This window comes from Franconibacter sp. IITDAS19 (genome assembly GCF_023079515.1).
Classification (GTDB): domain Bacteria; phylum Pseudomonadota; class Gammaproteobacteria; order Enterobacterales; family Enterobacteriaceae; genus Franconibacter; species Franconibacter pulveris.
Genome location: NZ_JALJCP010000008.1, coordinates 114,422 through 134,236, shown reverse-complemented (window position 1 = coordinate 134,236; position 19,815 = coordinate 114,422). Strand labels below are relative to the sequence as shown.

At 54.6% G+C, this 19,815-nt stretch carries 20 protein-coding genes, 3 tRNA genes and 1 pseudogene; 14 read left to right on the top strand and 10 right to left on the bottom strand.

The window, feature by feature from the left end:
- Window position 1: 1 nt before the first annotated feature.
- The gene (locus MT962_RS17825) at window positions 2–754 is read right to left on the bottom strand and encodes a gluconate 2-dehydrogenase subunit 3 family protein (RefSeq protein WP_024558936.1); all 753 of its coding nucleotides are present in this window, start codon (window positions 752–754) and stop codon (window positions 2–4) included.
- 280 nt (window positions 755–1,034) lie between these two features.
- Here MT962_RS17825 and MT962_RS17820 point away from each other — a divergent pair, with 280 nt between their 5' ends.
- From MT962_RS17820 to ldtA, 3 genes are all read left to right on the top strand, one after another.
- Window positions 1,035–2,093, top strand: coding sequence for an FUSC family protein (locus MT962_RS17820; RefSeq protein WP_028019730.1), 1,059 nt, complete (start codon window positions 1,035–1,037; stop codon window positions 2,091–2,093).
- A 179-nt stretch (window positions 2,094–2,272) separates the two neighbouring features.
- Window positions 2,273–2,608: a DUF496 family protein gene (locus MT962_RS17815; protein WP_024558610.1), complete on the top strand. Its 336-nt coding sequence runs from the start codon at window positions 2,273–2,275 to the stop codon at window positions 2,606–2,608.
- A gap of 254 nt (window positions 2,609–2,862) precedes the next feature.
- A complete protein-coding gene (gene ldtA, locus MT962_RS17810; RefSeq protein WP_247366150.1) occupies window positions 2,863–3,801 on the top strand; it encodes a L,D-transpeptidase in 939 nt (312 codons plus the stop codon).
- 32 nt (window positions 3,802–3,833) lie between these two features.
- Here ldtA and MT962_RS17805 read toward each other — a convergent pair.
- A tRNA-Asn gene (locus MT962_RS17805) sits at window positions 3,834–3,909 on the bottom strand.
- A gap of 173 nt (window positions 3,910–4,082) precedes the next feature.
- Here MT962_RS17805 and MT962_RS17800 point away from each other — a divergent pair.
- Window positions 4,083–5,558, top strand: coding sequence for an EmmdR/YeeO family multidrug/toxin efflux MATE transporter (locus tag MT962_RS17800; protein WP_229701872.1), 1,476 nt, complete (start codon window positions 4,083–4,085; stop codon window positions 5,556–5,558).
- Here the strand turns inward: MT962_RS17800 and MT962_RS17795 are convergent.
- On the bottom strand, window positions 5,542–6,144 hold the full coding sequence (locus tag MT962_RS17795; protein WP_048888080.1) for a LysE family translocator: 603 nt from the start codon (window positions 6,142–6,144) through the stop codon (window positions 5,542–5,544). The two genes, MT962_RS17800 and MT962_RS17795, sit on opposite strands and share 17 nt — an antisense overlap.
- Window positions 6,145–6,894 carry a DeoR/GlpR family DNA-binding transcription regulator gene (locus tag MT962_RS17790; protein ID WP_247366149.1) on the bottom strand — a complete coding sequence of 250 codons (750 nt, stop codon included), beginning with the start codon at window positions 6,892–6,894 and terminating at the stop codon, window positions 6,145–6,147.
- Between the two features lie 80 nt (window positions 6,895–6,974).
- On the opposite strand from MT962_RS17790, the gene MT962_RS17785 reads away from it, so the two are divergent.
- The 3 genes from MT962_RS17785 (at window position 6,975) to MT962_RS17775 (ending at window position 9,196) form a co-directional block, all read left to right on the top strand.
- Window positions 6,975–7,571, top strand: a complete 597-nt coding sequence (locus tag MT962_RS17785; RefSeq protein WP_024558615.1) for an NUDIX domain-containing protein — start codon at window positions 6,975–6,977, stop codon at window positions 7,569–7,571.
- A complete protein-coding gene (locus MT962_RS17780) occupies window positions 7,568–7,942 on the top strand; it encodes an NUDIX hydrolase (RefSeq protein WP_024558616.1) in 375 nt (124 codons plus the stop codon). The genes MT962_RS17785 and MT962_RS17780 overlap by 4 nt, the downstream gene beginning before the upstream one ends.
- A gap of 228 nt (window positions 7,943–8,170) precedes the next feature.
- On the top strand, window positions 8,171–9,196 hold the full coding sequence (locus MT962_RS17775; protein ID WP_024558617.1) for an LLM class flavin-dependent oxidoreductase: 1,026 nt from the start codon (window positions 8,171–8,173) through the stop codon (window positions 9,194–9,196).
- Window positions 9,197–9,304: 108 nt separating this feature from the next.
- Here the strand turns inward: MT962_RS17775 and yajD are convergent, their stop codons facing one another.
- Window positions 9,305–9,652: an HNH nuclease YajD gene (gene yajD / locus MT962_RS17770; RefSeq protein WP_024558618.1), complete on the bottom strand. Its 348-nt coding sequence runs from the start codon at window positions 9,650–9,652 to the stop codon at window positions 9,305–9,307.
- A gap of 387 nt (window positions 9,653–10,039) precedes the next feature.
- On the opposite strand from yajD, the gene MT962_RS17765 reads away from it, so the two are divergent.
- The 5 genes from MT962_RS17765 (at window position 10,040) to MT962_RS17745 (ending at window position 14,665) form a co-directional block, all read left to right on the top strand.
- Window positions 10,040–11,425: an FAD-binding oxidoreductase gene (locus MT962_RS17765; RefSeq protein ID WP_247366148.1), complete on the top strand. Its 1,386-nt coding sequence runs from the start codon at window positions 10,040–10,042 to the stop codon at window positions 11,423–11,425.
- A gap of 285 nt (window positions 11,426–11,710) precedes the next feature.
- Window positions 11,711–12,193, top strand: coding sequence for a cold shock domain-containing protein (locus MT962_RS17760; RefSeq protein ID WP_024558621.1), 483 nt, complete (start codon window positions 11,711–11,713; stop codon window positions 12,191–12,193).
- A gap of 109 nt (window positions 12,194–12,302) precedes the next feature.
- Complete coding sequence (locus tag MT962_RS17755; RefSeq protein ID WP_024560621.1) at window positions 12,303–12,842, top strand: DUF2058 domain-containing protein; 540 nt, start codon at window positions 12,303–12,305, stop codon at window positions 12,840–12,842.
- 173 nt (window positions 12,843–13,015) lie between these two features.
- The gene (locus MT962_RS17750) at window positions 13,016–13,261 is read left to right on the top strand and encodes a DUF2543 family protein (RefSeq protein ID WP_024560622.1); all 246 of its coding nucleotides are present in this window, start codon (window positions 13,016–13,018) and stop codon (window positions 13,259–13,261) included.
- A 393-nt stretch (window positions 13,262–13,654) separates the two neighbouring features.
- Complete coding sequence (locus MT962_RS17745) at window positions 13,655–14,665, top strand: hypothetical protein (RefSeq protein WP_247366147.1); 1,011 nt, start codon at window positions 13,655–13,657, stop codon at window positions 14,663–14,665.
- 267 nt (window positions 14,666–14,932) lie between these two features.
- Here MT962_RS17745 and MT962_RS17740 read toward each other — a convergent pair whose 3' ends face one another.
- The 5 genes and pseudogenes from MT962_RS17740 to MT962_RS17720 form a co-directional block, all read right to left on the bottom strand.
- A complete protein-coding gene (locus tag MT962_RS17740) occupies window positions 14,933–15,181 on the bottom strand; it encodes a thiamine pyrophosphate-dependent enzyme (protein WP_247366146.1) in 249 nt (82 codons plus the stop codon).
- A 1-nt stretch (window position 15,182) separates the two neighbouring features.
- A pseudogene (locus MT962_RS17735) lies at window positions 15,183–15,308 on the bottom strand (Arm DNA-binding domain-containing protein); the annotation flags it as partial.
- A 166-nt stretch (window positions 15,309–15,474) separates the two neighbouring features.
- Window positions 15,475–15,550 (bottom strand) — tRNA-Asn (locus tag MT962_RS17730).
- Window positions 15,551–15,753: 203 nt separating this feature from the next.
- The gene (locus MT962_RS17725; RefSeq protein ID WP_024558626.1) at window positions 15,754–17,211 is read right to left on the bottom strand and encodes an AMP nucleosidase; all 1,458 of its coding nucleotides are present in this window, start codon (window positions 17,209–17,211) and stop codon (window positions 15,754–15,756) included.
- Window positions 17,212–17,354: 143 nt separating this feature from the next.
- Window positions 17,355–17,430, bottom strand: a tRNA-Asn gene (locus MT962_RS17720).
- A gap of 332 nt (window positions 17,431–17,762) precedes the next feature.
- Here MT962_RS17720 and nac point away from each other — a divergent pair.
- Window positions 17,763–18,680: a nitrogen assimilation transcriptional regulator NAC gene (gene nac / locus MT962_RS17715; protein WP_024558627.1), complete on the top strand. Its 918-nt coding sequence runs from the start codon at window positions 17,763–17,765 to the stop codon at window positions 18,678–18,680.
- Between the two features lie 101 nt (window positions 18,681–18,781).
- The gene (gene cbl / locus MT962_RS17710) at window positions 18,782–19,726 is read left to right on the top strand and encodes an HTH-type transcriptional regulator Cbl (RefSeq protein ID WP_024558628.1); all 945 of its coding nucleotides are present in this window, start codon (window positions 18,782–18,784) and stop codon (window positions 19,724–19,726) included.
- The last annotated feature ends 89 nt before the right edge of the window (window positions 19,727–19,815 follow it).

Here is a 19,815-nt window from a genome sequence, read left to right as displayed (position 1 = left end):
TTTATGCCTTTTTGTTCCATTGAGGTCCGCCCTGAATGCTGACCGGCGGGAATTTCAGTTCTACGTTGTGTTTCTCAATGAAATCGCGGTAGTCGTAGCGCGCGCCGGGAAAACCGAGCATTTTCCAGGCCGCCATGTCGCGGTTGCCGCCATAGACCGGGTCGGCGAAGAAACCTTCGGTGGTGTTGCTGAGCACCTGAGCGAAGAAAAGGGTGCCCGCAATGCCTTCCAGTTCAATATCGCCTTTCTCAAGGCCCGCCAGCACCTTGTCCTGGTCGTCGCCGGAAAGCTCGCGGAAGGGTTTTTGAAATTGCTGCTGAGTGTATTTGTTCAGCGCGGCGAGGCCTATGCGGTAGCGCTGACGAGGCGTCAGCTCAGACTGGTCGCCTTGCTCCGGCGTACCTTCCTGAAACGGGCCTTCCATGTACAGGCGTTCGAAGTTGCCATAAAAACCGTGAAGCTGACGGTCGATAAACACCGCGCAGCCCATCTCTTTGCCGCCGGGGCTGAGATCGTCTGCCGGGATCAGGCGGTCAACTATCGCTTCAAGCGTGGCCGCTTCATCAGCGGTGAGGAAAAGCCAACCCTGCGCGTCGAACGTTTCGGGAGGATTATCGGCGAACGGCTGCCAGCCGGGTGTACCAGTTAACGTGATTGCTTTTGCGGAACCGGCACCCAGGGTTAGCGCCGCGCCAGACCATTTCAGAACCTGCCGTCGGGTGACCCCAGGCAGCGTTTTTTGTGGCTTGCGCATTATTGCTTCCTTAGATGTGCATAAAAAAACCACCGCGTGAAATGATTACGCAGCGAAGTATTTAAAGGGTAGCTCGCTTTGCATTGTTAAGAAAAGGTTTATCTCCTGTAATGAAATGTCAGAAATGTTAAGAAATATGTATTTGTGTGTTTTTTTAGACTAAGAAGACAGTAGTACAGGGGGTGAAAAAAGGGCAAATAACGCGGTAAAAAACAGGGTTATATGGCCTGGAAGCGCGAAAAGCGGGTACAATTAGCCTTTTGGCAGGTGGAGAACGGGTGTGCGTCCCGACAAGACTTTAACGCCTTTCGAGGTGCGCATTTATCGTCACTATCGCATTGTGCATGGCGTGCGCATCGCGCTGGCTTTTATCCTCACTTTTTTGATTGTGCGCCTCGTTCAGGTGCCGGAAGGCACCTGGCCGCTTATCACGCTGGTGGTGGTGATGGGGCCTATTTCCTTCTGGGGCAACGTCGTGCCCCGCGCCTTTGAGCGCATCGGCGGCACCATTTTAGGCGCCGCGCTTGGGCTGGTGGCCCTCCGGCTGGAACTGTTTTCATTGCCGCTGATGCTTATCTGGTGCGCGCTGGCGATGTTTCTGTGCGGCTACCTGACCCTTGGCAAGCGCCCCTACCAGGCGCTGCTGATAGGCATTACGCTTTCTGTGGTGGTGGGTTCGCCGAGCGGCGATATGGAAGTGGCGCTATGGCGAAGCGGCGACGTAATTTTCGGCTCGCTGCTGGCGATGCTTTTTACCAGCGTACTGCCGCAACGCGCCTTTATCCACTGGCGCATCCAGATGGCGAAGCTGATAGGCGACTTTAACCGCATCTACCAGGCGGGCTTTTCGCCTAACCTGGTGGAGCGGCCGCGGCTCGATAAACCATTGCAGAAAGTGCTTAGCGACGTGGTAAAGATGCGTGCGCTTATCACGCCCGCCAGCAAAGAGACGCACATTCAGAAAGGGATTTACGAAGCGATCCAGACTACCAGCCGCAATATGGTCTGCACGCTGGAGATGCAAATCAACGCCTACTGGGCCTCGCGCGAAAGCCATTTCCTGATGATTAACGCCCGGACGCTGCGCGACGTGCAGTTGATGACGCAGCGCACCTTCGAGGCCTTGTCGCAGGCGCTGCACGAAGGCAACCCTTCGCCCGCGCTGGCCAATAACGAAAAGCTGGCGGAAATTGTGCAGGAGCTGCGTACGCTGATGCGTGACGAACAGTACGGCGAGCTGGTGGAAACCTCCATACACGGCTATGTCTGGTTGAGCATGGAGCTGGCGCGCCAGCTTGAGCGGCTCTCGCAGCTTATCTGCCGGGCGTTGCGCAAATAAGAATCAGACGACGCGGGCGCGCAGGCAGGTTGTTTCGATTCAGCCGCGTTTAAGGTTATGATACCGGCAGGGTATTTATCCGGCGTAAGCCATTGTCATCCGCAGCCCTGAAAGGCTATGTTTAACCAGGTCGCGGTTGTTTAACGAATCCGAGTCTCAAAATTAGCAGGGGTGTAAAAATGGAAAACAGCAAACCTTCATTCCAGGACGTGCTTGAGTTTGTCCGCTTGTTCCGTCGTAAAAACAAACTTCAGCGCGAAATTCAGGACGTTGAGAAAAAGATCCGTGACAACCAGAAGCGCGTGCTGCTGCTCGACAACCTGAGCGACTACATTAAGCCTGGTATGAGCGTAGAGGCCATTCAGGGCATCATCGCCAGCATGAAAAGCGACTATGAAGACCGCGTGGATGATTACATCATCAAGAATGCGGAAATCTCCAAAGAGCGCCGTGAGATCTCCAAAAAGCTTAAAGCGATGGGCGAACTGAAAGCCCACGAGCCGAAAAGCGAATAAGCAATAAACCGCCTCCGGGCGGTTTTTTTACGGCCGCATTCCGCAAAAGGCGTTCAGTCAGTGCGCGTTCCTCGCGCTTCCCGCTTGCCGCTGCCCGAAACAGGCTATCCCCGTGCCTGTGCTAAAATTTATCCTGTCCTCGCCAAAAGCCGTCTTTTGGTTTCCTGACGTTAACAAAAACATACCGTGGCATGATGGCTTTAACAGACGGCGCGGGTAATGACTTAACTCATCCCCCGGATACAGGAAAACCTATGACCAGAGTGTTGTTGCTTGCCGTTTTGCTGATGGTCGCCGCCATGCGCGCCGGGCTTGCTGTCACCTGGTTGCTGCCGCCGGAAGGCAGCCGCCTGGTCGGCAACACGTTTAGCGTGGTGGTGCCGCAGGGCAATACCGAGCCGTTAGAATCTTTCGCCGCGACTTACAGCCAGGGGCTGAGCAATATGCTGGAAGCGAATCCGGGCGTCGATCCTTTCCTGCCTGCCGCAGGCACAACGCTGGTCATTCCGCAGCAGCTGATCCTGCCTGATACAAAGCGGGAAGGCATTGTTATTAACGTGGCGGAGATGCGGCTTTACTACTATCCGCCCGACACCAATACGGTGGAAGTGCTGCCCATCGGCATCGGCCAGGCGGGCCGTGAGACGCCGCGAAACTGGGTGACACGCGTGGAGCGCAAGCAGGAGGCCCCCGCCTGGGTGCCAACGGCCAATACCCGACGTGAGTATGAAAGCCGTGGTGAGACGCTGCCGGCGATGGTGCCGCCAGGCCCGGAAAACCCCATGGGACGCTATGCGATTTATATCGGCAGGCTGTATGCCATTCACGGCACGAATGCGCGTTTTGGCATTGGCCTGCGGGTGAGCCAGGGCTGCATTCGTCTGCGCGACGCCGATATTAAATACCTGTTTGATAATGTGCCGGTTGGCACTCGCGTACAGATTATCGACCGGCCGGTGAAGTTCACCACCGAGCCTGACGGCTCACGCTGGCTGGAAGTGCATGAACCGTTGTCGCGTAACCGGGGGGAGTTTGAATCGAACAAGCGGGTACCGCTCTCAGTGCAGCCGGTATTGCGAAAAGCGATGCAGGAGGGAAGCGTGAACGCGGCGGCGGTAACCGAAGCGATGGAGCGAAGATCGGGAATGCCGGTGCAGATTGGCGTCGACCCTGCCGGGGCAAACGGGTTATAAAAAAAGCCCGCTGTTTAGCGGGCTTTCGAATTTGGCTCCTCTGACTGGACTCGAACCAGTGACATACGGATTAACAGTCCGCCGTTCTACCGACTGAACTACAGAGGAATTGTGGAGGCTAATCTTAGCGTCGCCGCGGAATTTGTCAAACACGATTTCATCGCTTCGCGTTCAGTTGCTTTAAAACCACACAGCGCCCCCTGTTTTTTAGCAATTTACCGGAAAAACTTTGCAGTTGTTTACGAACTAACCCATTATTTGAAATGGGGTTTCAACTTTAAGTGAAGGTTATCTTGAGCTTAGCGACCAGGTTGAACCAGGCGGTGAAAGGCACCCCCTGGTATGTCAGAAGAAAAAGTTATCGGGTACTGTTCTGGCGCGAAATCACGCCGCTCGCCGTACCTATTTTTCTGGAAAATACCTGCGTACTGCTGATGGGCGTGCTGAGCACCTTCCTCGTCAGCTGGCTTGGCAAAGAGGCGATGGCGGGTGTGGGGCTGGCGGACAGCTTCAACATGGTCGTGCTCTCGTTCTTTGCTGCGGTTGACCTCGGCACTACGGTAGTGGTCGCTTTTAGCCTCGGCAAGCGCGACCGACGACGCGCCCGCGCCGCCGCCCGGCAGTCGCTGGTGCTAATGACCATTGTGTCGATACTGCTCGCGGCGCTGATTCATCTTTCCGGCAAATACATCATCGATTTCGTGGCGGGCGAGGCCACGCAGCAGGTGAAAGAGCTGGCGCTGACCTACCTTGAACTTACCGCCTGGAGCTACCCTGCCGCCGCCATTGCCCTTATCGGCAGCGGCGCGCTGCGCGGCGCCGGCAATACCAAAATTCCGCTGCTCATTAATGGCGGGATGAATATCCTCAATATCGTCATCAGCAGCTTTCTCATCTACGGGCTTTTCTCCTGGGACGGGATGGGGTTTGTCGGCGCCGGGCTGGGGCTGACCATTTCGCGCTATATCGGTGCCATCGGCATTATTTATGTGCTGATGATTGGTTTTAACCCGGCGCTGCGCATCACGCTGAAAAGCTACTTTTCGCCGCTGAAGCTCAATATTCTCTGGGAAGTGCTGGGCATTGGCCTGCCCGCCAGTATTGAATCGGTGCTGTTTAACGGCGGCAAGTTGCTGACGCAGATGTTTGTGGCTGGCATGGGCACCGATGTGATTGCAGGGAACTTTATCGCGTTCTCCATCGCTTCGCTCATCAACCTGCCGGGCAACGCGCTTGGCTCTGCTTCCACCATCATCACTGGCAAGCGGCTGGGGAAAGGGCAGATAGGCCAGGCCGAGCGGCAACTGCGCCACGTATTCTGGCTTTCCACCATTATGCTGACCGCCATCGCCTGGCTTAGCGCTCCGTTCGCCGGGCTGCTCGCGTCGTTTTACACCCATGAGGAAGATGTAAAAGAGGTGGTGAAGGTGCTTATCTGGCTGAACGCTGCCTTCATGCCCATCTGGGCGGCCTCCTGGGTGCTGCCTGCCGGGCTCAAGGGCGCGCGCGACGCCCGTTTCGCCATGTGGGTTTCGATGCTCGGCATGTGGGGCTGTCGCGTTATCGCGGGCTATGTGCTGGGGATAATGCTCGGCTGGGGCGTGGTCGGCGTCTGGCTGGGTATGTTCCTCGACTGGGCGGTGCGCGGCGCGCTCTTCTACTGGCGCATGGCCAGCGGCAAATGGCTACAGAAGTACCCGCGCGTGCGCTCAGAAACCGCCCTCAGCGCTGAAAGTAAAGCTAGTGAAGCAGGTTAAGCAGCGCGAACAGGATTAACAGCGCGCCGCCGCCCATGTTAATGGCTCGCTTAAGCGCTCGCGTATTGATTTTGCGCGCGGAGGTTATCAGCAGCAGGCTGAGCGCGATAAGCCACACGGCCATGACCGCTACATGTACCGAGGCGAGGGCTAAGTAGTGGCTCACCTCGCCCTGACGGCCAGCAAACTGCGACACCACAGTCAGGTAAAAGAGTATCGCCTTCGGGTTAAGCACGTTGGCAAGCCAGGCATCCTTTAGCGTGATTACCTTCTCGTTTTTACTGAAAGCCAGCTCCTGTGCGCCCAGGCCGCTGCGGATAAGCTGTGCGCCCAGCCAGAGCAGGTAGAATATCCCTGCTATTTTCAGCAGGCCGAACAGGGCGGGGGAGGCCACCAGCAGCGAAGTCACGCCAAGGCCAATCAGCAGCGCATGGGTGTAAATGCCAAGCGCCGTTCCCGTTAGCGTGACCAGAAGACCTTTTCGGCCCTGCGCCAGCGCGCTGTTCATCGCAAGCGTAAAGCTCGCCCCCGGCGAGAGCGCCACCGGCAGCAGCGCCGGAATAAAACCCACGATGTTGATATCCATTCAGATGACCGTAACCCGCTCTTTTTTCAGTAGTGCGCTCAGTTCGGCATCCAGTTCCCCGTCCACTACCAGCGTGCTGGCAAGCGAGAGCGGGCCAATGGCGAAGGCGGAGGCGGAATTGAGTTTTTCCTGCGAGGCCATCACGACTGTTTCCGCCGCGCGCGCTGACAGCGCCCGCTTAACGGAGGCCTCTTCATAATCGCCCGTCGTAAAGCCCGCGTTTTTGTGTACGCCGGTCACCCCCATAAAAAAGAGATCGGCATTGATGCGGTTAATGGATTCCAGCATCGAAGCGCCCACGGTAACAACGGAATGCTTGTAAAGCCTGCCGCCGATAAGAATGACGTCGATCCGGGGAAAATCGACCAGCCCGACCGCGATGCCGGGACTGTGAGTCACTGCCGTAAAAGGGAGATCGGTGGGCAGCTGTTTGATCATCTCTGTGGTCGTGGTGCCGCCGTCGATAATCACCACCTGGCCTGGCTGAATCAGCGCGGCGGCTTTGCGTGAAACTGCACGCTTTGAATCTATTTGCACGTTTTTTCTTGTTTCGAACGGGGCGAGGGCGGCGGAAACCGGCAGCGCGCCGCCATGCACCCGCTGCAATAAGCCTTCTGCCGCTAACTCTCGTAGATCCCGGCGGATGGAGTCTTCCGAAACGCCGAAGCGCTGGCTTAATTCCCCGGAAAGCACCTGCTTCTCGGCGCCTAAAATATCCAGAATACGTTTTTTTCGCTGGCTGGCGAGCATGCGTTTTTGTTCCTGTTTTTGCTTGACTGTGCACGATTATCCATGCCAGAGTCTTTTTTGTCACGACGGGAGGGCAAAAAATGCTTCTGGAATCGCAAAAAGTACGCAATGTTCACGAGACGTTGCTCTCGGATAACTGGTACACGCTAAAGAAATATCGCTTCGAACTGCTGCGCCGTGACGGCAACTGGCAGCAGCAAGAGCGCGAAGCCTATGACCGCGGCAACGGCGCGGCGATCCTGCTTTACAACAAAGCCAAAAAAACGGTGGTATTGACGCGCCAGTTTCGCTTCCCTGTTTATCTTAACGATCGCCAGGGCATGCTGATTGAGGCCGCTGCCGGCCTGCTCGACAACCTTTCGCCGCAAGAGCGCATCAAAGCGGAAGCGCAGGAAGAGACTGGCTTTCGCGTGAGTCATGTCGAAAAGGTCTTTGAGGCTTATATGAGCCCGGGTTCGGTCACAGAGAAACTCTATTTTTTCATCGCCGAATACTCGGAGCGGGACCGCAGCAGCAACGGCGGCGGGGTGGAAGAAGAAGGGGAAGATATCGAAGTGCTGGAATGGCCCTTCGCCCGCGCCCTGGACGCTATCAGAACCGGGGAAATTGAGGATGGGAAAACGATCATGCTGCTCCAGCATCTTGCCTTAAGCGCCATCTTTGAGGAGACGATATGAAAATCATGCAGATCCTGATTGCCGGCCCGGTAAGAAGCGGCACAGACGATCGCCCCGAACTTATCGACGCCAACCTGAAGCGGATGCAACAGGCTGCGCTGGAGGTCTGGCAGAAGGGCCACGTGCCGGTTATCGGCGAGTGGCTGGCCTTACCGCTGGCGCAAGCCGCGGGTTCAACCCGCATTGGCGATGAAATCAGCGAAGCGTATTTATACCCGGTGGCGCACCGGCTCATTGGCCGCTGCGACGCGATTTTGCGGCTGGATGGCGCTTCCCGCGGCGCCGACAACGACGTGCGCATCGGCCAGTCGCTGGGGCTCACGATCTACACAAGCCTCGACCAACTGCCGCAGAGTGGTGTTCAGCAATAAACGTTTGATACACAAAGCGAAGCCTGCATCCGGCGGGCTTTTTGAATCGGGCGAACGCCTTGCTCGGTCAATTAATTTGAAGCTTTATGTTAAACAAATGGCATTTATTCGTATCAGGGAACGCGTAAAGTAGACCCCACGCAAGGCAGTCCCTCAGGCGAATTTCATTACGTGTTATGAGAAACGCGCCGCCTGCCGATTATTTCCCTGAAGATAAGGTAAAAGGTCATGAAAAAGATCGGATTTTTGTCATTTGGTCACTGGACGCCTTCGCCGCAGTCCGGAACGCGTACGGCCGCTGACGCGCTGTTACAATCCATCGATCTGGCCGTCGCGGCTGAAGAGCTGGGCGCGGACGGCGCTTATTTCAGGGTTCACCATTTTGCTCGTCAACTCGCGTCTCCTTTCCCGCTGCTGGCGGCGATTGGCGCGAAAACCCGCACTATCGAGATTGGCACCGGCGTTATCGACATGCGCTATGAAAACCCGCTCTATATGGCGGAGAGCGCAAGCGCTGCGGATTTAATCTCCGGCGGGCGGTTGCAGCTTGGCATCAGCCGCGGTTCGCCGGAGCAGGTGATCGACGGCTGGCGCTACTTTGGCTATCAGCCCGCGGAAGGGGAAAACGAGTCTGACATGGCGCGCCGCCACACGGAGGTGCTGCTGGATGTGCTGCGCGGCGAAGGCTTTGCGAAACCCAACCCGCAGCCGATGTTCCCGAACCCGCCGGGGCTTTTGCGCCCGGAACCTTACTCGGAAGGCCTGCGCGAGCGCATCTGGTGGGGGGCGGGCTCGAATGCGACGGCGGTCTGGGCAGCAAAACTCGGCATGAACCTGCAAAGCTCCACTCTGAAAGATGATGAAACCGGCGAGCCGTTCCATATTCAGCAGGCGAAGCAGATCCGCGCTTACCGCGAAGCCTGGGCGCAGGCGGGGCATACCCGCACGCCGCGCGTCTCCGTTAGCCGCAGCATTTTCGCCCTGATGGATGGCCGCGACCGTGCTTATTTCGGCGCCAGCCGTGACGAAAGCGATAAAGTTGGCTACCTGGATGAGAAAACCCGCGCTATCTTCGGGCGCAGCTACGCGGCTGAGCCGGATAAGTTAATCGAACAGCTGAAGCAGGACGAGGCGATAGCCGAAGCCGATACGCTGTTGCTGACCGTGCCGAACCAGCTGGGCGTGGATTACAACGTACACGTGATTGAGTCCATTCTGAAGCACGTCGCTCCGGCGATGGGCTGGCGTGAATAGCCTGATAAGGTCAGTCTGAAATAAAAAAAGCCCCGCATTGTAAAAGATGCGGGGCTTTTAATTTTGGGTGAGTCACGAAGCGGCTATGGCAAGCAAATACGCCTGCCTTTATTTCTTCTTATTAAGCATCGACTTTAAATCGGCAAAGGGGTTATAGGTTGCCGCAGCCACATCTTTTTGCGCGTCTTCGCCCGCTACAACGGTTGTGCCGTACTGGTCCGCTTCCGTGTACTTCGAGTGTTCGTGGTCATGGCAATAAAGACACAGTAACTCCCAGTTACTGCCATCTTCCGGGTTATTGGTATGGTCATGATCGATATGGTGGACCGTTAATTCACGCAGGTTAGAGTAAACAAACTCACGCGAGCAGCGCCCACATACCCACGGGTAGAGTTTTAATGCTTTCTCACGGTAGCCGCTTTCCAGCCGTGAGTAGTTTTTTGGGATCAGAGCCATGCCGGTGTTACCTGTTACAAGGAGATAATTTACATGTGGTTTGAGCAGGCTAGCCTGCCTGGCAGGCCACCGCAAGCGTCATTTACCGTCCGCTCCTCGCTCTGCAAAGCGAGGGCTACTTTTAAGATTAGCGCTCTCCTGGCTCCTCAGTTGCTGGAACACGTTTATTTTACTCACTCGCTGCTCGCGCCCTGTTTTTTCACGCCGTGTCGCCAGCATGCGCGCTTAAAAATCATTGAGCGAAACGCAGCCTCAGGCAGACGAGTGCTCCCGTGTTGCGCCTGATGGCGGCCAAAGTTGATAAACGCCTCAAAAATACCCTTAAAGTTATCATGGCTTAACCCACCTACCATAATTAGTAGGGTTAAGCCAAAAGAGGAAAGCATCATGAACGGGTTATCAGAGGTAAATATCGGCGAGTTCAAAAAGCAGTTCACGGGAGAGGTGATTGTTCCTGAAGATGCAAATTATGACGAGGTGCGCCAGATCTGGAACGCCATGATCGACCGTAAACCTGCGCTGATCGTCCGCTGCACGACGCCTGAGGATATCATCCAGGCCATCGAATTTGGGCGCACGCAAAATCTCCTCATTTCTATCCGCGGGGGTGGACATAACATCGCGGGCAATGCCGTGTGCGACGATGGTCTGATGATAGACCTGTCGTTGATGAAGGGCGTGGAAGTGGACCCAACCACCCGCAGGGCAAACGTTGAGCCAGGCTGCACCCTTGGCGACTTCGATGCGGTGGCGCAGGCCTGGGGCCTTGCCACGCCCCTTGGCATCAATTCAACCACCGGCGTGGCTGGCCTGACGCTCGGCGGCGGATTCGGCTGGCTGAGCCGCAAGTATGGCATGACCATAGATAACTTACTCTCGGTGGAGATTATTACGGCAGATGGCAGACAGCTGCACGCCAGCGAAGCAGAAAACGCCGATCTCTTTTGGGGGGTGCGGGGCGGCGGCGGCAACTTCGGTGTGATTACTCGCTTCGAATTCCAGCTTCATCCCGTCGGGCCGAACGTACTGAGCGGGCTGATCGTCTTTCCGTTTGAGCAGGCAAAATCCGTTATCTCGCAGTTCGCCCGTTTCACCGAGACGATGCCGGAAGCGCTCAATGTCTGGATGGTTACGCGCAAGGCGCCTCCGCTGCCTTTCCTGCCGGAAGCGGTTCACGGGAAAGAGATGGTTGCGCTCGCACTATGCTATGCGGACGACCCGGAAGAAGGCGAGAAGCTCATCGCACCGCTACGCGGGTTCGGCACCGTGCTCGGCGAACACATCGGCGTGCAACCCTATACGGCCTGGCAGCAGGCGTTCGATCCGCTCTTAACAAAAGGGGCGCGCAACTACTGGAAGTCGCACAACTTCTCACAAATCAGCGAAGGCGTTATCGATACCATCATTGAATATGCGGCCAGATTGCCGTCACCGCATTGTGAGATATTTATCGGCACAGTTGGCGGCAAGACGACCAGCGTAGCGCCCGAGGCCATGGCTTACTCAAGCCGGGACGCCAGGTATGTGATGAATGTGCACGGGCGCTGGGAGACCGCCGCCGAGGATGAGCGCTGCATCACCTGGGCGCGTGAATTCTTCGCTAAATCACAGCCGTTTGCCAGCGGCGGCGCCTACATCAACTTCCTCACCCACGACGAGACTGACCGCATCGTCTTCGCATACGGTACAACCTGGAAGCGGCTGGTGGAGCTTAAAAATAAATACGACCCGATGAACCTCTTTCGGATGAATCAGAACATCAAGCCGGCATGAGACCAGGGATGCGCCTGACGACGGGATGTAGCCAGCACGCGATGCACACTGCGGGCGCTCAACGTCAGGCGCGATAACGGCGCGCTTTATTGACCTGTCGGCAGCTGTACAGGGCGCTTGCGCCGACGCCTGTAAACGCCAGGCTAGCGCGTTTACGGTTTTTTACTCCTCCACTTTATCGCTCCTTGAGCATCCAGACGTAAACTAAAGACGTAGTCTGCGCGGACATTGTGCTTTACACTGCGCGCTGCAAAAACTGAGTAGATAAACGATTAGCAGGCGATAATGGCGATGAACGGAAAGATCACAACCTGGTTTAAAGAAAAAGGGTTTGGGTTTATCAAAGATGAAAACGGCGATAACCGTTATTTTCATGTGATTAAGGTCGCCAATCCGGAACTGATTAAAAAAGATGCCGCGGTGACGTTCGAACCCACCACCAATAATAAAGGGTTGTCAGCTTATGCGGTGAAAGTTGTACCGGAGAGCAAATATATTTATATCGCAGGCGAGCGCCTGAAGCTCACGTCTATCAAATCTTACGTGGTTTTCAGCGAAGAGGTGCCTGCCAGCACGCGCATTGATAAAGAAAATGCGGTGCTCTCTGTCGGGGCGTTAATGAACAGCATTAAGCCGAAAACCGCCGCTAAGCCTGGTGAAATGCGTTCGCTGAAAAAGCTGGCTATCACCACTTTCCAGGGTACGACATTAATCTTTTCGGAAGATGAGATTGATGTGGATGCCACGGTGAAACTGCTTAAAGTTTGATATGCCTTGCGCCGGGTTCCGGACAGGGTATACGCCCATCGGCTACCGCACCCGGGCATAACTGCCTGAATACAACCTCACCCATGACTGGCGGGTTATAGAAACGAAAATGACGAAACTTACCTTACAAGAGCAGATGCTAAAGGCTGGCTTAGTGACCAGCAAAAAAATGGCCAAAGTGCAAAGAACGGCGAAAAAATCACGGGTTCAGGCCCGCGAGGCGCGAGAAGCCGTGGAAGAGAATAAAAAAGCGCAGCTTGAGCGTGATAAGCAGCTAAGCGAACAGCAAAAACAGGCGGCTTTATCTAAAGAGTATAAAGCTCAGGTTAAGCAACTCATTGAAATGAACAGAATTACCATTTCAAAAGGCAACATCGATTTTAATTTCACCGATAATAACCTCATCAAAAAAGTTGTTGTGGATAAGCCCACTCAGACGCAGCTGATAAACGGCCGTCTCGCCATTGCGCGATTAGTGGTTGATGGCAAGGGAGAGTGTGAATACGCCATTATCCCGGCGAGCGTTGCCGATAAAATCGCCCAGCGAGATGCGAGCAGCATTGTCGTCAATCACGTGCTGAGCCAGGAAGCGCAGGATGAGGACGACCCGTATGCTGATTTCAAAGTCCCTGATGATTTGATGTGGTAATGAGCAGTATGGCGTGCAGAGACTACGGCGTTGGGTTAATGCTGATGCCAGCATGAAGTCTTTCAGGCGTCCAGCTTGCAGGGATGACAGCAAGCCGCAGGGAAGCAGGATATTTTCAGGTCTGCCGGGGCAGGCTATAACTTACTAAAGACGTTAATCTAGGGGGGCTGCTTATGAGCGCTGAAATACCACTTAAATATTATGATATCGCGGATGAGTACTCGACCGAATGCGCGGAGCCGGTAACGGAGTCCGAACGCGAACCCCTGGCGCGCTATTTCCAACTGCTGATCACCCGGTTAATGAATAACGAGGAGATCAGCGAAGAGGCGCAGCGAGAGCTGGCCAGTGAAGCCGGGATTGATGAAGAACGTATCGACGAGATAGCGATGTTTCTGAATCAGTGGGGCAACGAGTAACGCTATTTTCAAAGGGCGCAAAGCAAGCAGAGTTGCGTCCTTTTATGCGTTTAACGCTCTGAACCAGCAAAGCAAAAAGCCCGCTTAAGTTTCCTTAAGCGGGCTTTTTTGAATTTGGCTCCTCTGACTGGATACAATATGTCACATCTCCATTTGAATTTTTAATTATTTCTATTTTCGGTTTAGAACGAAGCCCTCAATAAAGTCCCCAATCTTATAATTGATTGGAATGTGATGCATATCATAAATTTAAAACATCATATTGATTTTTGCACCCGGTTTAACCGGGCGCATTTTGATTTATTTTTTATGCTTTTTTGCTCAAGCCTCACCAACCACAGCAGGTAAATTTTCTTCAACGTATATCGACTAACAGTACAAGGATGAATAAATATGTCTATTTCAATCAAAACAACAATCTATGACTGTAGTGAAGGTAGTGATGGTTTCGGCATTCAGGATTCAGGAATGGGTTATATCTACGGAACCTTTCCTGTATTTAATGGCGGAGAAGAGGGGGCGATATATCAACTTAATGTGGCAACCTCAACAACCCGTGCCATTACCAGCGGTTTCACTCCGCAGGGAGAGCTTGGTAAAATGACTCTGGGCAATGACCAGATGATTTACTTTTCTGAGAGAAATATAAATTATCATATTGGCAAAATCGCCCCCACATCTGGCTCAATATCCGAAATACCCATTCCCGGTACAGTGACATCAAGAATGCTGGGAGGGATAACTACTGACAAAACGACCGGACTCATCTGGCTGACCAGCCGTGTTTATGATATTAAAACCGATCCCGAAAACGTCAGGCAGGGCATTATCAGCTATAACCCTGCTACCGGAGAAATCTCAGAATACCTCACAGCATCGTTCAGTCCTGATAATCCCGGAGATATTACTGTCGATAATGCCGGGAATATCTGGTTTGTCGAACTCTCTGGAGCAGGGCTTATCCGATTTACACCCAACACTCAGGAGTTCTCATACTATCCCGCCCCATTGAATGAAGATATCAATATTAACGCCTTAACTACCGATACTGACGGAAACATCTGGTATACCAACACCTACTATAATAATAACGCCGGAGCAATCGGTAAGTTTACTCCCGAAACAGGGGAATATACCCAATACAGCGAAGGCATTCTGAATGGCCCACCATCTGATATTGTCATTATGAATAATGGTGCAATCTGGTTTAACGAACATTCAGGCCAGTATCTGGGAACCCTTGATCCTGACACTGGCTATATTGAAGAAATTTCAGTGAATATTCCGGCAGAACAGTCATTATTTGGCCAGGGCGATTTATGCCTGTCTCAGACATCATCAAATATAATTTGGGGATGTTCAGCGTATGCCATCACGTCTTATGAAATCATTGACCAGCAATAACAAACCTGGCATTGCATAAATACTGGGTCTTCGCGCCTGGAGAATCGGGCGCTATTTTTTTACCAAAAAACAGTTGTCGCTATCCCCCTCATTTTCAATCCCCATGGGGAGGATGCGATGAAACAACTGCTGATAGCTCTACTCCTGTTCATTCTCAACGGCGTGGCCGCAGCTGATTGGTGTTACTCTTTCCGGAGTGTATGCTTGATCAGATCGTACAATCCGCACTGAATCTCTTTCTGGTGCGAAACGACTAATAACAGCTATTTAGCCCGCGGAGATCACCACTTCAATCAGATTCGTCTTCCCGCTGGCTATACCTATTTTAACCGCCGCTGTGATATCAGCAGCCTGGGTGACACGGCAGGCGCTGATGCCCATCGACGTCGCAAGCGACTGAAAATCAATGCAAGGGTTCACCAGAACCATGCCGATGAATTTCCCCAATGCAACGGAGGAGTAGCCAGCCTGATTCTTCATGAAATTTTTCAGCACATTGTACTCAAAATTATTCATGACGATAAAAGTACCAGAGTTTTGATCCGTTGGGTTTGATCAGCAGGTACAGTCCGGCACTGTCGCCGAGTTTGAAGGGTTTGTCTGTGGGTCTGAGCTTGCGGATAGCGGTATCTGTTAATGCCATAGCGGGGGGCTCCATTTGTTCACCGAACCGTAAGGCCCCCGATTAAGCCCCCAAAAACTATGGATGCAAAGAAACCCGGCAATCCTTATTTGGACAGCCGGGTATAGATAACTTCTTGTTTTTTTAACAGCCTTAAGACGCATAGAGATCTCTTAAGACTAAAATTTGGCTCCTCTGACTGGACTCGAACCAGTGACATACGGATTAACAGTCCGCCGTTCTACCGACTGAACTACAGAGGAATCGTGTGAACGGGGCGCATAGTAACGAGATGACCCTGGGTTGTCAAAAGCTCTTTTAAAAAAACGCGCCGTTTGCCGATTAATTCCGCAAGCTGCGCTTTTTTTGACACTTTTCTGGGCGAAAGGCCGCATATCGGACGCGCCAGTGAAAAGAAAACGCCGCCGCGAAGGGAGTACGCGGCGGTGTTTTTTCAGCCGGGGGATCAGCGGAACGGCGGTTCGTTGAAGGTGCGCAGCTTACGAGAGTGTAAGCGCTCGCCCTCGGCGCGCAACAGGTCGATAGCGCGAATGCCAATCTGCAAATGCTCTGAAATGGCCCCTTCATAAAAGCGGTTCGCCTGGCCGGGCAGCTTTATCTCTCCGTGCAGCGGCTTGTCGGAAACGCACAGCAGCGTGCCGTAAGGCACGCGGAAGCGATACCCCTGGGCGGCGATGGTGGCGCTCTCCATATCAATCGCCACCGCGCGACTTAAATTGAAGCGCAGCGCGGAGGCGGAGTAGCGCAGCTCCCAGTTGCGGTCGTCGGTGGTGACAACGGTGCCGGTGCGCAGCCGTTGTTTAACTTCTTCGCCCGGCATGTCGCTCACCAGTTTGGTGGCGTCATACAGCGCGCGCTGCACTTCTGCAATGCTCGGGATAGGGATATCCGGCGGCAGTACGGCATCCAGCACGTGATCGTCGCGCAGATACGCGTGCGCCAGCACGTAGTCGCCAATCGCCTGGCTTTCACGCAGCCCGCCGCAATGACCAATCATCAGCCAGACATCCGGGCGCAGCACGGCGAGATGATCGCAGATGGTTTTCGCGTTCGACGGTCCAACGCCGATATTGATAAGCGTAATGCCCTGACCGTCAGCGGTAATCAGATGCCAGGCGGGCATCTGGTGCTTTTTCCAGGCGAGATCGGAAATAACCTCTTCCGGCCCTTCGGTATCCGCGGTGATCCAGACACCGCCCGCACAAGAGAGCGCCACGTAAGGGCTTTCCGGGTCGAGGATCTGGCTGCAACCCCAGCGCACAAACTCATCCACGTAACGCGTGTAGTTAGTGAACAGCACGAACGGCTGGAAATGCTCGGCGGGCGTGCCGGTGTAGTGCCGCAGGCGCGCCAGCGAAAAATCCACGCGGCGGGCGTCGAAATGCGAGAGCGGGTAAAACTCCGTCGGATGGAAGATGCCGTCGGCGGTCTCATCGCCAATCTGCGCAAGCTCAGTGGTCGGGAAATGGCGGGCGAGACCGGCGCTCATTGAGCGGTCCAGCGTCAGCGTGGAGCCGTCTATCACATAAGGGTAGGGGATCTCATGCTGAGAAGGCGAAACCTCGATCGCCGCGCCGTAATCTTCATACAGCAGCGTCAGCTGTTCCGCCAGATAAGGCCGAAAAAGCGAAGGGCGGGTGATGGTGGTGGTATAGCAGCCCGGGTGAGTAAAGCGGGCGTAGGCGCGGGTTTTCTTCGGGTTGCGGGCGTTGCCGTCCCAGCTTACCCGCAATTGCGGGTAGACGAACAACCCTTGCGAACGGCGAGCCTCTTGCGGCGTTTCGCCGTTTTCAATAAAGGCGGCGATGGCTTCGCGCAGGGCGTTAACCGCCGCGTCGTACATGGCTTCGAGTTTATCAAGCGCTTGTTCTGGCGTCAGGTGAGTTCCGGCTTCGTTATGCATATTTTCTCCTTATCCCGCATGACAGGCGGGTGTTAGCCATGCCGTTAGTATGTCACAGGATAAGGAAAGCGCAGTGAAGGAAAGATGAAACGCTGAAAAGCAAAAAGCCCGCTTAAGTTTCCTTAAGCGGGCTTCTCTGAATTTGGCTCCTCTGACTGGACTCGAACCAGTGACATACGGATTAACAGTCCGCCGTTCTACCGACTGAACTACAGAGGAATCGTGTGAACGGGGCGCATACTAACGGCGCAGGCCGGGATTGTCAAAGGGCGAATTAACGTTAACGATTCGTTTGCCGACAAATTAGCCATCCCGCGCGCAGGCCCTTCATAAAATCCGCTCTCGCACCGTTGTGGTGCAACCGCCGTTCGAAACGGGGCATCAGAAAAACGCTGTTTCAATAATGGTTCAACGCGTTGTGATTGGTTTCTCTTATTATCCAGCCGGTTAGCGTCCCTGGTCGGAGCAATCTGAAAACTGGCAAGCATATTGCAACACATCCTGCGACTATCTTGCTGGCTTTACTACCGGCGTTCCGTACAGGAGGCAAAATGAACTTAAGACGACTGAAGTATTTCGTAAAAATCGTCGACATCGGGAGCCTGACGCAGGCCGCTGAAGTGTTGCACATTGCGCAACCCGCCCTTAGCCAACAGGTGGCAACCCTGGAAGGGGAGATGAATCAACAGCTGTTGATTCGCACCAAGCGGGGCGTAACCCCGACGGAAGCCGGAAAAATACTCTATGCTCATGCGCGCACCATTTTACGCCAGTGCGAGCAGGCGCAGCTGGCAGTGAACAATGTCGGCCAGACGCTGAGCGGCCACGTCTCTATCGGCCTTGCGCCGGGAACGGCGGCCTCTTCTATTACCATGCCGCTGCTGCAGGCCGTGCGCGCGGAATTGCCGGACGTGCTGGTCTATCTGCATGAAAACAGCGGGTCGGTGTTAAACGAGAAAGTGCTCAACGGCCAGCTCGACATGGCGGTGCTCTATGACCGTTCGGCAACCTCCGGGCTCACCAGCCAGCCGCTGCTGAAAGAAGATCTTTACCTGGTCGGCACCCGCGACTGCCCGGGCCAGAGCATCGATCTCGCCGCCGTTGCGGAGATGAACCTGTTTCTCCCTCGCGATTACAGCGCGGTGCGCAAGCGCGTGGATGAGGCCTTCTCGCTGCGTCGCCTGACGGCCAAAATCATCGGCGAGATTGAGTCTATCGCTACGTTGACAGCGGCTATCGCCAGCGGCATGGGCGTAACGGTATTGCCGGAATCGGCGGCGCGATCCCTTGCGGGCTCCGCGAACGGCTGGATGGCCCGCATAACGGCGCCGTCCATGAACCTGCCGCTGTCGCTGAATCTCTCGTCAACGCTGCCGCTTTCCCCGCAAGCGCAGGCGGTGAAAGAAATTTTGCTGTCGCTGGTGACGCGCCCGGCGCTCGAAAGCCGTGAGTTGATGCTGGTGGGCTAGCTTATATTCCATCCAGGAATATATTGCTGGTTTTTATTATTTGTTCTGTCCATCGGGTGACTTTAACAATAGCGTCATGTTGAATGTCTCCCGGGGGCGATGTGAATTTCCAGCAGCTTAAAATTATCCGCGAAGCGGCAAGGCGGGATTACAACCTGACCGACGTCGCTAATATGCTCTACACCTCTCAGTCTGGCGTCAGCCGTCATATTCGCGAGCTGGAGGAGGAACTGGGCATTGAGATTTTCATCCGCCGCGGCAAGCGCCTGCTTGGCATGACGGAGCCGGGCAAAGCGTTGCTGGTTATCGCCGAGCGTATTCTCGACGAAGCCAGCAATGTGCGCCGTCTTGCCGACCTTTTCACCAACGACGCCTCCGGCGTGCTGACTATCGCCACCACGCACACCCAGGCGCGCTATAGCCTGCCTTCGGTTATTAAAGAATTTCGCGCGCTTTTTCCTGAGGTGCGTCTGGAATTAATTCAGGGCACGCCGCAGGAGATAGATTCCCTGCTGCAAAGCGGCACGGCGGATATCGGCATCGCCAGCGAACGGCTTAGTACGGACCCGACGTTAGTGGCTTACCCCTGGTTTCGTTGGTATCACAATCTGCTGGTGCCGCAGGATCACCCGCTTTTACAGGCAAACCCACTGACGCTGGAAGATATTAGCCGCTGGCCGCTTATTACCTATCGTCAGGGCATTACCGGGCGCTCGCGTATTGATGAAGCTTTTGCGCGTAAGGGGCTGGCGGCAGACATTGTGTTAAGCGCGCAGGACTCGGACGTTATCAAAACCTATGTTGAGCTGGGGCTTGGTATTGGCCTGGTGGCGGAGCAGGCGAGCGGTGAAGCGGGGCAACTGGTGCGCCTTGATACGCGCCATCTTTTTGACGCCAATACCGTCTGGCTGGGGTTAAAGCGCGGACAGCTGCAGCGCAACTACGTCTGGCGCTTTATCGAGCTTTGCAATCCGGGTCTTTCGGTTGATGAAATCAAACGTCAGGCGCTGGAAGCCGCCGAACCGGTGATCGATTTTCAAATCTGAGGCCGAGAGAAACAAGAAGCCCGCATTAAGCGGGCTTAGTTGAATTCTGTACCTTAAGCTGAGCTTATTACGCCTCACTCAAAAGAAGA